A 13271-nucleotide genomic window follows, 5' to 3' on the forward strand; every position below is an offset into this window, starting at 1 on the left:
GGCCCCTAAACGCAAGGCGGCTTTCTATTAAACTATCTGAGGCTATTCTCTGCCGCGGCGTTCTGGGGCTTTCAGAGTGAAGTCCTGAGTGACTTTGGCACCGTTGGCCTCCACTTCCACCACGTACTTTCCGGGCTTCAGATAAAGCTGCGCATTGGCCGCTGGCGTTACTTTCACCGGCTCACCGGCTTTGCGGCCTTCGTTCAGGGCTTGTTCATAGGCAGCGGCGTGGGCGGCATCCAGCGTGAAGTCATAGCTAACGTAATTAAGCCCACGCTCACTTTGGTCTCTCAACTCTTTCAGGACCTGCCCTTTCTCCGTTTTCACCCGCACAGTAGTGGTACCGGCGGCATTCACATAAAACGGAATAGTGACCGCTGGCGCGAAAGCTTCGCTCCAGGCCCCAAACTTCTGCCCCCACCGCTCCGAATACTGTGGCGCATTGAACGGGAACGCGTGCACTCCTTTCTTCTGCACCTCCGGCGTGAGTTGCTGCAGATGGGCTACATTGCCTATATAGATGGAACGGCCATGCGTACCCACCACCAGATCATTCTCCCTGGGGTGAATGGCCAAATCATGCACCGCCACCGCCGGCAACCCATCGCCCCCCAGTGCCTGGAAAGTTTTCCCTTTGTCTAAGGACACATACAATCCATTGTCTGAACCCACATACAGGATGTTAGGATTTTTAGGGTCTTCTTTGACCACGTTCAGCGGTTCTTTGGGTAAATCTGTGCCCAGGCGTTTCCAGGTTTTTCCGTAGTCCTGTGACACGTAGAGGTACGGCGTGAAATCATCCCAGCGGTACCCGTTCAAGGTGGCGTACACCGTACCCTCCTGCTCAGCAGAGGCCGCCAAACCACTGATCCACATATCCTGCGGCAGTTTATCTGAAATTTTAGTCCAGGAGTAACCGCCATCTCTGCTCACATGAATCAAACCATCGTCTGAGCCGGTGTAGAGCAGGCCGAATTTCTTGGGTGATTCCTCAATGGTAGTTAAGGTGCCGTAGCCCACGTCGCCTTTGCGGCCGCCTTTGGTGAGATCCCCGGAAAGCGCTTCCATGTTCTCGCCTTTGTTGAGCGAACGGTGGAATTTATTGGAGCCGAAATACAGCACGTCCTGGTTGTGGCGCGACAGCAGAATAGGGCTTTCCCAGTTAAACCGAAGCGGCCGCTCCCCTAGCTGATGCTTGGGCTGGATGGAGAGCCGCTGCCCGGTAGCCTTGTTCAACCGGAAGTACGCCCCATACTGGGAGCCGGTGTACACGATGTTGTTGTCCCGGAAATCTACCTGTACCATCATGCCGTCGCCGCCGCCCAGGCGTTGGTAAGGATAGCGGCCGTTCTCGGTCCAGGCAGAGCTGGCCTGGTAACTGCTGGGGCCTCCCCACACGCCGTTGTCCTGCAGACCGCCGTACACTTGGTAAGGAGTGGCCATGTCAACGGCAACCGAATAGAATTGTCCCACGGCCGGAGTGTTGGCCTTGAACCAGGTCTTTCCGTCATCATAGGTGATGTTGATGCCGCCGTCGTTGCCGTTGACCAGGTGCCCAGCGCGGTGCGGGCTCACCCACATGTCCTGATGGTCTGAGTGCACGTTATCGCCGCTGATCTCCCGCCAGGTCTTGCCGGCATCCTCTGATTTAAGCAAGGGCACACCCAGCACATACACATGGTCTGGATTCAACGGTGACACCCTGATCACGCCAAAGTAGTAACCGTAGGTATAATACAGATCATCTATGTAGCCCTCGTGGGTTTTCTTCCAGATCTGGCCACCATTGTCTGAGCGGTACACCTGCGCGCCGGTCACGGGCGTCTCAATCATGAGGGAGTTGGCGTCTACCAAGAAGTCTGAGAGTGCCACCGGCCTTATTTGCTCTGAGCGCACCAGCTCCTTCACACTTCTGGCGGTGTACTGGCGCGGGAAGTTGTTTTCATCCAGAAAAGTGTTGAGGGTGGCATCATCTAGCTTAAGGAAGTCTTCTTTGGTGAAATCCCTGAACTGCTCTTTTCGCAGCTTTTTGCCCGTGGCGGGCGCGGCTTTCACCTCCTGGCGCAGGTCTTGGTTATCTACGCTGGCGTACAGAATGTTGGGGTTCTGCGGGAAGATGCTCAGGCCAATGCGGCCTATCCCCTCTCCGCCGGGAAAACCGCTGCTACCGCCCGTGACGCGCTGCCAGGTTTCACCGCCGTTGGTGCTTTTGAAAATCCCGGATCCGCTACCACTTTCCACAAAATTCCAGGCGCGGCGCTGGCGATGCCACATGCTGGCGTACAGCGTATTGGGATTGGCCGGGTCTATGACCAAATCAACAGCCCCAGTATTGTCATCAGCGCCCTTCAGAACGTGTTTCCAGGTGGTGCCGCCGTCTGTGGTTTTATAGATGCCGCGCTCTGGGTTGGCAGAGTAGAGATGCCCCACGGCCGCCACCCACGCCACATTGGGGTCTGTGGGGTGCAGCATGATGCGCCCAATATGTTGGCTTTCCGGGAGGCCTTTGTACTGCCAGGTTTTGCCTCCATCCTGACTCTTGTATATCCCCATTCCGGAGTAAGAAGAGCGGCTGGAATTGGACTCGCCGGTGCCGGCCCAGATGGTGTTGGTTTTCCAGTCTACGGCCACGTCTCCCAAGGTCATGACCGCCTCACGGTCAAAGAGCGGTTCAAAAGAGATGCCGTTGTTGGTGGTGCGCCACAATCCGCCGGAGGCGTAGGCCACGTAGAATTGGGTTGGGTCTGCCGGGTTCACCTCCACGTCTACCACGCGCCCGCTCATAACGGTGGGCCCCACGTTCCGGAAGGGCAGATTGCCTACTAGGGAGTTTTGCTGCAATTTAAGCCGTTGCTCATAGCCTTCCAGACGGGCTTTGGCGGGGGTAAAAGGAGGTTGCTTTTCTTTCTTTTGGGCCAGAACCGGCAGGCTCAACAGCCCCATGAGCACCAGCGGAAAAACGGGTTTAGACAATGTGTAACGCACAGAGACGAGGGTTAGGTGGATGTACAGCGATGACGCCTATCTTACCCCTGAAAGTAAGGGAATTTCAGGAGTTAACGAAACCGCCCCTCTTAATTTACCAGCCAGCGTACCCTTCTGGTTGCAGCCTGAACCCAAACCGCCCCGCGTTTAGGGGCCGTTTTTCTAAAAACGGCCCCTAAACGCGGGGCGGTCCCTTTATAAGAACATCGCTTTTCTATTGCGGCTGTGCGTTGGCGGGAGAAAGCGTTTCCGCGAATTTAAGCAGCGCCTGCCGGGTAAGCGCCGTACGTTCCCACATGCCCATGTGCCCCACGTGCCCCAGAAAATACGTCATGCTGTTCTCTGGAAGGTGGCATTGCTGCAACGTGGCCTCCAAGGGCACCGCCGGGTCTTCTTTGCCCGCCAGAAAAAAAACCGGGGCCACGGTGGTTTTAAGCTCCTCAGTTCTGTCTGCCCGGTCGCGCATGGCCTGGAGGCAGCCTATAATCGTTTCTGGAGGGGTGGCTTTGCCGATAGCCTGCATTTTCTCTATAGCGGCCTGGCAACTCTGCCGGTTACTCTCCGCGAAGAGCGGCGCCACGAAGGAATCCATGAACTTGTCCACGCCGTGTTTCTGCACAAAATCGGCGGTTTTGTTGCGGGCTTCCTTTTTCTCCTCGGTGTCTGGCAGAGCGCTGGAATGGAACAGGCAGAGCCCGAAGAGCAATTCTGGAAACTCTTCGGCCAGGGCCAGGCTCACGTAGCCGCCCATGGAGTGCCCCACCAGCAGACACTTGTCTACCTGGAGCTGCCGCAGGGTTTCCCGCACCTGCCGCGCCTGGTTCTCCATGGAATAATCGTCTGTGGGTGGGTTCTCGCCGTGGCCGGGTAAGTCAAGGGCAATCACGCGGAACTGGTGCTGGAGGGGTTTGGTGAAATCGGTCCAGAGGTCTTTGCTTTCGCAGAAACCGTGCAGAAAGACAAGGACGGGACCAGAACCGGCATCGGTGTAAGCCAGAGTGGAATGGGTCATGGGAATGTATTTTCGTTTTAGGTCCGTTTTACGAGAAAGAGCCGCTAAACGGCAATTGGAATTTAGTGCGGTTGGGGCTGGGGGTTTAAGGCGGCGGCATCGGCCAGTTTCTGGTTTCTCTTCCGGATGGTGATTCGACTCACCAAAACGGTGATCACACCAATGAAGAGGGCTTTCTTCTGGAGTTGAAAGTGCGCCATCACCTCAGAGAATGTCATCTTTTGCCCAGCGAGCAGCTGCTTGAGGGGCGTGTATAAATCTATGACGAGGTAAATGGTGAGGGTGAGTAGGAAAGAGCCCAGGCAGATGAGGACTTTCTCTTTCAGCGGAATGGAGGGTACAGCCATGAAAACGGATTTCTGATTTTCTGAAAGATAATGATTTTATCTCTAATACGGCCTCGCCTGCCTTTTCACGTTTAGGGGCTCTTTTTGGAAAAACTGCCCCTAAACGCAAAAGGCCCCACCGGTACTTAAACCGGCGGGCCTTTCTTATAAGTTAATGCCAGGCTACACGCGCACGGCAACGTCCATCATCTCTCTTACGGCACGCTCAATGCCTTCGGGGTCAAAACCGCAGAGGCGGTGCAGCTCCAGTTGGCTACCGTGCTCCACAATCACGTCTGGGATACCGAGGCGTTTCACCTGGGCCTGGTAGCCATGATCGGCCATGAACTCCAGCACCGCGCTCCCGAAACCGCCTTGCAGGCAGCCGTCTTCCACGGTGAGTACTTTGTCATACTTCTGGAAGATGTGGTGCAGCAATTTCTCATCCAGCGGCTTGGCAAAGCGCATGTCAAAATGGCCCGGACGGAGCCCGTCCAGTTTCAGGTTTTTGCACACATCTACCACATAGTTGCCAATGTGGCCAATGGTTAGAACTGCTACTTCCTCGCCTTCCTGTATGGTGCGGCCTTTGCCTACCTCAATCAGTTCCAGCGGGGTGCGCCAGGCGGGCATCACTCCCTCGCCGCGCGGGTAACGGATGGTGAAAGGCCCCATGCCGTCCTGACTGGCGGTGAACATGAGGTTACGCAACTCCTGCTCGTTCATAGGCGAAGACACCACCATGTTAGGGATGCAGCGCATGTAGGCAATGTCATAGGAGCCGTGGTGGGTCTGGCCGTCGGCGCCGGCAAAACCGGCCCGGTCCAGGCAGAAAACTACGTGCAGGTTCTGCAGACACACGTCATGCACCACCTGGTCATAGCCGCGCTGCATGAAGCTGGAGTAGATGTTGCAGAACGGTACCAGCCCTTGCGTGGCCAGACCCGCCGAGAAGGTGACGGCGTGCTGTTCGGCAATTCCCACATCCAGCGCGCGGTCTGGCATGGCCTTCATCATGATGTTCATGGAAGACCCACTGGGCATGGCGGGCGTTACCCCAAAAATCTTCGGGTTCTGCTCAGCCATCTCCAGCAGCGTGTGCCCAAACACATCCTGGTACTTGGGTGGCTGCGGCGTGGTGTGGTGTACTTTGTAGATTTCGCCGGTTACTTTGTCAAACAGGCCGGGCGCGTGCCACTTGGTCTGCTCTTTCTCCGCCAGGGCGAAGCCCTTGCCCTTTACCGTCACACAGTGCAGGATTTTAGGGCCCGGTATCTTTTTAAGGTCGTTGAGGACCATGGCCAGATGATGCACATCGTGCCCGTCAATCGGCCCGAAATAGCGGAATTTAAGGCTCTCAAATAAGTTGCTCTGCTTCAGGAGCGTGGCTTTGATGCCGCTTTCCACCTTAGAGGCAATCTGCTGGGCATTGGGCCCAAACTTGCTGATCTTGCCCAGAATGTTCCAGATCTCGTCGCGCACTTTGTTGTAGGTGCGGGAGGTGGTAATATCTGTGAGGTATTCTTTGAGCGCGCCCACGTTGGGGTCAATGCTCATGCAGTTGTCATTGAGCACCACCAGCAGATCGGCGTCAGTGGCGCCTGCGTGGTTAAGGGCCTCAAAGGCCATACCGGCGGTCATGGAACCGTCGCCAATCACGGCTATGTGGTGGCGGTCCAGTTCCTGTTTGTATTGGGAGGCCACGGCCATGCCCAGAGCCGCCGAGATAGACGTGCTGGAGTGGCCTACGCCAAAGGTATCATACTCGCTTTCTTTGCGTTTGGGAAAGCCGGAGATGCCGTTGAGTTTACGGTTGGTATGGAAGGCGTCGCGGCGGCCAGTCAGGATCTTATGGCCGTAGGCCTGGTGCCCCACGTCCCAGACCAGCTGGTCATACGGCGTGTTGAACACGTAGTGCAACGCCACCGTCAGTTCCACCACGCCCAGGCTCGCCCCAAAGTGCCCCCCGTAGATAGACACATTATCAATGATGAACTGCCGTAATTCCTGGCACACCTGCAGCAACTGGTCTTCAGACAGCTGGCGCAAATCGGCTGGCGAATCAATCTTGGCCAGCAGTTCTCCGGGTTCAATGATCATAGGTATGCAATTGGGTGGATATGGGTGAAACAGGGAAAGGCTCTGAAAGTTTACCTATACGTGCAACGCCCAAGTAAAAGGTAAAATTACAGATTTTTTCTTACAGTAGCCCTCTCCCGCCGCTGAACCGAAGAAGACAAATAAAATGCCAGAAAACCTGCCTTTGGCCAAAGAATAGCCGTTCTGCCGCGGGCTTCACGTGCGTTTAGGGGCTGTTTTTCAGAAATTAAGGCAAAAACGACTAAAGGTGGGAGGAACATTGGCGGATGGCGTTTCTTCTGCTTAATTTTGAGACTTGAACCATTGCCGTACGCTAGCCTGTGAGTTTTGAGATAAAGCTGTCGCTGTTTGAGGGCCCGTTTGATTTGTTGCTTTTCTTTATTGAGCGCGACGAGCTGGACATCCATGATATTCCCATCTTCAAGATCACGAATGACTTTGTGGGGTACATACGGGAGTTGGAGAGCCTGAACATGGAGGTGGCCAGCGAGTTCATTCTCACCGCCGCCACGCTCATGCGCATCAAGGCCAAGATGCTGCTGCCCCGCTTTGAGAAAGATGAGGAAGGCAACGAGATAGACCCCCGCCAGGAACTGGTGCAGCACCTGCTGGAGTACAAACGCTACAAAGAAGTGCTGGGCGACCTGAGCCTGCTGGAAGACGTGCGCCTGCAACAGGAACAGCGCGGCAACACAGACGAGGAACTGAGCAAGATCGCCGCCAAACACCAGCTGGAGTACGAGCTCAAAGACCTCAACCTCTACCACCTCATGCAAAGCTTCCACCGGGCTATGCAGCGCTACGAGGAAGAGCAGAACCGGCCCAAGCATACGGTGGTCACCTACCCCTACACCATAGACCAGCAGCGCACCTACATCAAAACCCGCGTACGGGCGCAGGGCGTGCTGCCCTTCACAGATCTGGTGGAGGCTTTCCCAGACAAAATCGGGTTAATCTTTAACTTCCTGGCTATCTTGGACTTGCTCCAGCTCAATGAGATTGGCTTGGAGATTGGGGATGGCTTTAATAACTTCCGCATTGTGCCCTATTCTGAAACCCAGCACCTGACCGTCACTGACCATGGATCTGAATCGTAAGAAACTGCTCTCCTATTTCACGCCGCAACGCATTCTCATTCCGGTGGTGATTGGCCTGGGCATGATTGGGTACATGTTCTACCGCGACAGCGCGGAGATGGATTTCACGCCACTTTACAACGCCAAACCGTTCTGGCTCTTCATGACCTTTGCCGTGCTGGTGGTGCGGGACTTCGGGTATATCTGGCGCATCAGGTACGTGACGGAGAAGTTCCTGAGCTGGCGCAAAAGCCTGGACGTGATCATGCTCTGGGAGTTTGCCTCCTGCGTGATGCCTTCTGTGGTGGGCGGCTCTACGGTGGCCGCTTTCATCCTGAACAAAGAGGGCTTGAGCCTGGGCAAATCACTGGCCTACGTGATGGTGACCGCCATGCTGGACAACCTGTACTTCATCATTGCGGTGCCGCTGGTGTTCCTGATCACTGCCGGAGATATTTTCCCGGAGGTGAGCGCCATGGAGTTTTCCGTGACCCAGAGTCTGGAAATCGCGTTTGTGATCAGTTATCTGCTCATTGCGGTGTATGCGTTCCTGATGGCGTACGGGCTACTCATTAACCCCACGGCCGTAAAACGCATTTTCCTGCGGGCCACCTCCTTTAGGTTAACCCGCCGCTGGAGACCTGCCGCCTACAAAAACGGGAACGAACTGGTGTGGGCCTCGCAGCAATTGAAGGGCAGCACGTTCAGTTACTGGGCCAATGCCGCCCTCAGCACCGCCTTCGTCTGGACAGCCCGTTACTTTGTGATCAACTGCCTAATTGCGGCGTTCACAGACATCAGCTTCCATGACCACGTGCTTATTTTCTCGCGCAACATGGTGTATAAGATTGTGCTCTTGGTGGCCGTGACGCCGGGCGGCGCCGGTATTGCCGAGGTGGCTTTCCCTACCTTCTTCGGGCAGTTCCTGGGCCGGTTCACCACGGTGATTGTACTGCTGTACCGCGTGGTTACGTATTACCTGTACCTTATCTTAGGTTCTATCTTCCTGCCCCGCTGGGTACTGCGCGTGTTTGGCGAGCATCCGCAGGATGAAGAATAATCCTTTTGCGTTTAGGGGCTCTTTTTGGAAAAAGAGCCCCTAAACGGCTTCTGCCAACGTCACATCGCTTTTCTCTCCCAATCACTTTCTCTGAAGCCATTTTAGGCCTGTTGCGCCAGCGCACTAGGCAATTCGCCCATGCTCTAGCACGAAATATTCAGCAGCCGAAGGGCGTACCAAAAACCTCACTTCTCTGAGTCGCTCCAGTTTAGACTCGTGCCTAATCTGTCTTTCCTTTCAGAACTGGGAACAGATCACAAAGCATCTTAATGCCTCTTCGGTTAGGGCCACCCAATAAACCAAGCCCATTTTCTTACGTATCCAAGTGAGTAGTCTTATTAAAGGCGTTTGTTTTAAACCTTTATTCTACCACTATGGAAACGATAGCAACTAGATCAACTTCATCAACCCAGGGCATTGGGGTACGCTATGGTATTTTGTCTGCCGTAGTGATGATCATATACTTTTTTGTAATTAACGCAATTGGGTTGCAAGACTCAGAGCTGGTGCGCTTTGGGAGCAATATCTTTATTTTAGGCGCCGTGGTACTGGCTATTGCCAGCCTCAAGAAACACTATGACGGCAGAAACAGACAAACTCCCTATTTACCTGGCCTGGCCATAGGCTTTCTGGTGGGTTTGATTGGGTCTGCCCTCTATGCAGCATTTATTTTGCTCCATGCCATATTTCTTGACCCAGAGTATGCCGGCGTTCTGGAGACCCAGGATTATTACGGTGTGCAGCTTCCGCTGATGATGGTAGCCGGATCTGTGGTGATCTTAGGCACGGCGGTGGGCGCCATGACGGGCTATGTGCTCATGATGGCTTTTGACAAATCTGGCGGAGCGTATAAATAATTTCCAGAAAGCTGCCTCTGTGATGCGTTTAGGGCCTGTTTTTCCAAAAACAGGCCCTAAACGCATCACAGAGGCAGCTTTTTTTCATAAATTTCAGTTTAAGACCACCAAGTAGTTTCAAGTGAGGGGCAACAGTAAAGGCAACTCTAGCGGCTCTTTACCCTGTAGGGAGCTGTAAATTTTACGTTGACTGCTTTCCCATTCAGCATGCCTGGTTTCCAGAGAGGCATCTGCTTGGCAGTATGCAAAACGGCCTCATCCACATCAGGTCGCAGAGATTTGGTTACTTGGAAATCCGCCAGAGTTCCGTCTGCTTTCACCACGAAAGAGAATTCTACTGTTCCACTCACTCCAGCGTTTCGTGCCAGGGGTGGCAGCACAAATGTCTTGTCCATGAATTTCATGAACGCCGGTATGCCTCCCGGAAATTCAGGCATTTTCTCTTCTCCCTGGGTAGCACCTCCTGCACCAGCCTTTTCATACGTTTTCACCCCTGCTTCCACACGCACGGGTAACTTATTTTCTTTGGGCGGAATAGGACAGGAATAACCGGAGTTATAGGCACAGTATGGGTTATACGCCTTATTGAAATCCAGCCACACGCTGTCTTGGCCTAAGGGGATGGAAAAATCCAGGTAGCGGCCGGTAGCATAGGTTTCCTGCCCAGTGGTGGCATCTGTGAACGGAATAAACAGGTACGTGTGGTATTTGGGCTGCTTTATAAGTTCCTGGTTCTGGTACACGTTCAATTGCAGCGGCCTCCCCTGAAGTTGGAAATGCAGTTCCCCGTACTTGACATAGTCGGCTAGGCGCGGGCCGGTGGCGGGCATCTTGAAAATGGCTTCCTGCGCGGTGCGCACAAACTTAGCCTGCACCCGGTAAGCTTCATTGACTGGAAAATAGGCCAAACCCTTGAAGCTGGCCTTCTCCTCTGCGGGCAAGGGAGAGTTTTGGCCGTATCTAAAGAGACTGTCTTGTTGTATTCTTTGGCGGGTTATCTCTACTTTGTAATTATGTAAATCTGATTGCTGGGTGTGCCCCAGCAGAGGCAATGCCAGTAACAGAAAGAGGAGAAAAGGCATTCTCATGAACAGGTATTTTCTTTTAAAGGTAAGATTTTCAAGCATAGTTGCTGCTCCAGACATGGACAATAAAAAACCGCCTGACTTTGCAGCCAGGCGGTTTTGCCTTATTTTCTAAAAAAGAGCTTAAAAACGCTCGTCAGCAGAGAAGAAGAAGTCGCCTTCAATCTGGGCGTTCTCGTCAGAGTCTGACCCGTGCACCGCGTTAGCCTCTACAGACTTTGCATAGATCTTCCGGATGGTTCCTTCCTCGGCCTGGGCTGGGTTAGTAGCACCAATCAACGTACGGAAATCCAGTACCGCGTTCTCTTTCTCCAAGATCATGGCTACAATTGGGCCAGAGCTCATGTATTTCACCAGGTCACCGTAGAAAGGACGCTCTTTGTGCACTTCGTAGAATTTACCGGCACGCTCCTCTGTCAGGCGGGTCTTTTTCATGGCCACTACTCTAAAGCCAGCTTCTTCCATCATTTTAGTGATACCGCCAATGTGGTTGTCCTGCACGGCATCTGGTTTAATCATGGTGAACGTTACGTTTCCAGCCATTTTCTTCTTCGTTTTAGATACAAATTAAATTTTGCCCAAAATTAACACAGTTTAGGCCAAAACCCACGTTGTACGGCAAAATTAGAACCCCAGTTTCTGGCCTGCTCATTAAATTTGGTTTGTACTTTATTTCTTCAGAATTTTGCATCTTGTATCCGCTCCATTTTTTTAGCGGACTGAGAGTATACAATGCAGCAAATCAACGCGCTAAAGGAGCTTCTGGCATCTCCTAAGAAGATCATGATCACGACGCACCATAAACCGGATGCGGACGCTTTGGGTTCTTCTCTGGGGCTAGCCGGCTATCTTAAGAAAAAAGGCCATCAGGTACAGGTGATCACCCCTTCAGATTACCCCTCTTTCCTTAACTGGATGAGCGGCAATGAAGAAGTGTTGGTGTTCGGCCCCAAAACAGATGCCAAAGCCCAACAGATTATCAGGGAAGCCGAAGTCCTCTTTTGCCTGGACTTCAGTGCCCTGAGCAGAATCAACGAACTGGGGGAATACGTGCGCCAAGCCAAGGGCACCAAGGTACTTATTGACCACCACCTGCAACCCGAAGATTTCGCAGACATCATGTTCTCAGACACCAATGCTGCCGCCACGGCCGAAATTGTGTATGAGGTAATCAGGGCGTTGGGCGACGAGGCATTGGTAGACGTGCCTATTGGCGAATGCCTGTACGCCGGCATTATGACCGATACCGGCTCTTTCCGCCATGCCAGCACCACCCGTAACGTGCACATGATTATTGCAGATTTGCTGCACAACGGCATAGACATCTGCAAAATTCACCGCAATATCTATGACAGCTACTCAGAAACCCGTTTGCGGTTCCTGGGTTATGTGCTGAAAGATAAGCTCAAAGTAGTTCGGGAATACAATACGGCCTTTATTGCGGTCACCGCAGCAGAGCTGAAGGAATACAACTCCCAGACCGGCGACACCGAAGGTCTGGTGAACTTTGCTCTTTCTATTGAAGGCGTACGCTTTGCCGCCCTGTTCATAGACCGCACAGAAGCCGTGAAAATCTCTTTCCGGTCTGTGGGTGATATCTCTGTCAATGAGTTTGCCCGCCAGCACTTCAATGGCGGTGGGCACAAAAACGCAGCGGGTGGTATCTCCTATATTCCTCTGAACGAAACCGTTGATAAGTTTGTGAGTCTATTACCGCTTTACGCGGATCAATTAATAAACTAAACCCTTTAAGAAGCATACTAATCTAAAAACAATGTTTAAAAAATCACTTTACCTGCTACCAGCCGTAGCGGTAGCCCTATTCTCTTACTCTTGCAAGAACCTGGGCAAAGATGAATTCGTGAAAGCCCCTTCCGGACTGGAGTACAAACTTTACTCCCAAACCAAAGAAGGAGAATATGAAGTAAAAGAATACAAAGTTGACTCCGCTGCCTACAAAGCCAAACTAGACAAAGTAATGAGCTTTGAGATGGAGTACCGCAACAGCAAAGACTCCCTGCTGTTCAACTCTAAAGACAACGCCATGCCAATTCAGATTAAAATGGTGGAGTCTCCAAACAAAGGCAGCATTGAAGAAGCGTTCCTGATGTTGGACAAAGGTGACAGCGCCGTGTTCAAAATCAACGCAGACACCTTGTTTGCCAAAACCTTCAGAAGCCCATTGCCTCCTTTCATTGAGAAAGGCAGCTACCTGACCTTCTATGTAAAGGCAATTAACTTGCAGACGGAGCAGGAAGCCATGGCGGATTATCCAAAGATGATGGAGCGCCAGAAGAAAGAAATGGAAGCCCGCGCCGCTAAACAAGGTCCGCTTGATGACAAATTGATTCAGGAGTATGTGAAGAAAGAGAAACTGCAGATGCAGAAAACTCCTTCTGGCGTGTACTATGCCGTTACACAGGCAGGTACCGGTGCCAACGCGACAGACGGCAAAGTAGTGAGCGTGAAATACAAAGGCACCCTGCTGAACGGCAAAGAGTTTGACTCTTCAGACAAATCTAACGGTGGTAACCCAATTGAATTCCCATTAGGCCAAGGCCAGGTAATCAAAGGTTGGGAAGAAGGCATTAAACAATTCAACAAAGGCAGCAAAGGCATTCTGTTGATTCCTTCACCACAAGGCTACGGCTCAATGGCCCGTGGCGCAGACTTGCCAGCCAACTCCATCCTTCGTTTCGACGTGGAACTGGTAGACATTAAAGATGCACCGGCTGCTCCGGCAGGTCCTGCCGCTCCTGGTTTATAATCT

The 13271-nt window shown here is 52.9% G+C and carries 11 protein-coding genes; 5 read left to right on the forward strand and 6 right to left on the reverse strand.

Annotation, left to right across the window (positions count from 1 at the left end; all coding sequences use genetic code 11):
- Window positions 1-42: 42 nt before the first annotated feature.
- The 4 genes from EFA69_RS01795 to dxs form a co-directional block, all read right to left on the reverse strand.
- A complete protein-coding gene (locus EFA69_RS01795) occupies window positions 43-2985 on the reverse strand; it encodes a VPS10 domain-containing protein (protein ID WP_245964467.1) in 2943 nt (980 codons plus the stop codon).
- A 214-nt stretch (window positions 2986-3199) separates the two neighbouring features.
- Window positions 3200-3997 (reverse strand): alpha/beta fold hydrolase, encoded by a 798-nt coding sequence (locus EFA69_RS01800; RefSeq protein ID WP_123131364.1) that lies wholly within the window; start codon window positions 3995-3997, stop codon window positions 3200-3202.
- Window positions 3998-4059: 62 nt separating this feature from the next.
- Window positions 4060-4344, reverse strand: a complete 285-nt coding sequence (locus EFA69_RS01805) for a hypothetical protein (protein WP_123131365.1) — start codon at window positions 4342-4344, stop codon at window positions 4060-4062.
- 162 nt (window positions 4345-4506) lie between these two features.
- On the reverse strand, window positions 4507-6423 hold the full coding sequence (dxs, locus tag EFA69_RS01810; protein ID WP_123131366.1) for a 1-deoxy-D-xylulose-5-phosphate synthase: 1917 nt from the start codon (window positions 6421-6423) through the stop codon (window positions 4507-4509).
- Window positions 6424-6743: 320 nt separating this feature from the next.
- On the opposite strand from dxs, the gene EFA69_RS01815 reads away from it, so the two are divergent.
- The 3 genes from EFA69_RS01815 to EFA69_RS01825 all read left to right on the forward strand — a co-directional run bounded on the left by EFA69_RS01815 (window position 6744) and on the right by EFA69_RS01825 (window position 9416).
- Entirely contained in the window at window positions 6744-7520 is a 777-nt protein-coding gene (locus EFA69_RS01815; protein ID WP_183906652.1) for a segregation and condensation protein A, read from the forward strand.
- Window positions 7504-8559 carry a lysylphosphatidylglycerol synthase transmembrane domain-containing protein gene (locus EFA69_RS01820; protein ID WP_123131367.1) on the forward strand — a complete coding sequence of 352 codons (1056 nt, stop codon included), beginning with the start codon at window positions 7504-7506 and terminating at the stop codon, window positions 8557-8559. Before EFA69_RS01815 ends, EFA69_RS01820 begins: the two co-directional genes overlap by 17 nt.
- 374 nt (window positions 8560-8933) lie before the next feature.
- Entirely contained in the window at window positions 8934-9416 is a 483-nt protein-coding gene (locus tag EFA69_RS01825; protein ID WP_123131368.1) for a DUF4199 domain-containing protein, read from the forward strand.
- 146 nt (window positions 9417-9562) lie between these two features.
- Here EFA69_RS01825 and EFA69_RS01830 read toward each other — a convergent pair whose 3' ends face one another.
- Window positions 9563-10324, reverse strand: coding sequence for a TonB family protein (locus tag EFA69_RS01830; protein WP_183906653.1), 762 nt, complete (start codon window positions 10322-10324; stop codon window positions 9563-9565).
- A 300-nt stretch (window positions 10325-10624) separates the two neighbouring features.
- Window positions 10625-11044, reverse strand: coding sequence for a nucleoside-diphosphate kinase (locus EFA69_RS01835; protein WP_123131370.1), 420 nt, complete (start codon window positions 11042-11044; stop codon window positions 10625-10627).
- Between the two features lie 189 nt (window positions 11045-11233).
- On the opposite strand from EFA69_RS01835, the gene EFA69_RS01840 reads away from it, so the two are divergent.
- Window positions 11234-12244 carry a DHH family phosphoesterase gene (locus EFA69_RS01840; protein ID WP_123131371.1) on the forward strand — a complete coding sequence of 337 codons (1011 nt, stop codon included), beginning with the start codon at window positions 11234-11236 and terminating at the stop codon, window positions 12242-12244.
- 31 nt (window positions 12245-12275) lie between these two features.
- Window positions 12276-13268, forward strand: a complete 993-nt coding sequence (locus EFA69_RS01845) for an FKBP-type peptidyl-prolyl cis-trans isomerase (protein ID WP_123131372.1) — start codon at window positions 12276-12278, stop codon at window positions 13266-13268.
- Window positions 13269-13271: the final 3 nt, after the last annotated feature.

The sequence above is a fragment of the Rufibacter immobilis genome, assembly GCF_003721565.1.
GTDB classification, from domain to species: Bacteria; Bacteroidota; Bacteroidia; order Cytophagales; family Hymenobacteraceae; genus Nibribacter; species Nibribacter immobilis.

Excerpts from the sequence above, each read along its gene's own strand:
- EFA69_RS01805 (WP_123131365.1), bottom strand. The coding sequence starts at position 4,344 with ATGGCTGTACCCTCCATTCCGCTGAAAGAGAAAGTCCTCATCTGCCTG.
- EFA69_RS01820 (WP_123131367.1), top strand. The coding sequence starts at position 7,504 with ATGGATCTGAATCGTAAGAAACTGCTCTCCTATTTCACGCCGCAACGC.
- EFA69_RS01835 (WP_123131370.1), bottom strand. The coding sequence starts at position 11,044 with ATGGCTGGAAACGTAACGTTCACCATGATTAAACCAGATGCCGTGCAG.
- dxs (WP_123131366.1), bottom strand. The coding sequence starts at position 6,423 with ATGATCATTGAACCCGGAGAACTGCTGGCCAAGATTGATTCGCCAGCC.
- EFA69_RS01800 (WP_123131364.1), bottom strand. The coding sequence starts at position 3,997 with ATGACCCATTCCACTCTGGCTTACACCGATGCCGGTTCTGGTCCCGTC.
- EFA69_RS01840 (WP_123131371.1), top strand. The coding sequence starts at position 11,234 with ATGCAGCAAATCAACGCGCTAAAGGAGCTTCTGGCATCTCCTAAGAAG.
- EFA69_RS01845 (WP_123131372.1), top strand. The coding sequence starts at position 12,276 with ATGTTTAAAAAATCACTTTACCTGCTACCAGCCGTAGCGGTAGCCCTA.
- EFA69_RS01825 (WP_123131368.1), top strand. The coding sequence starts at position 8,934 with ATGGAAACGATAGCAACTAGATCAACTTCATCAACCCAGGGCATTGGG.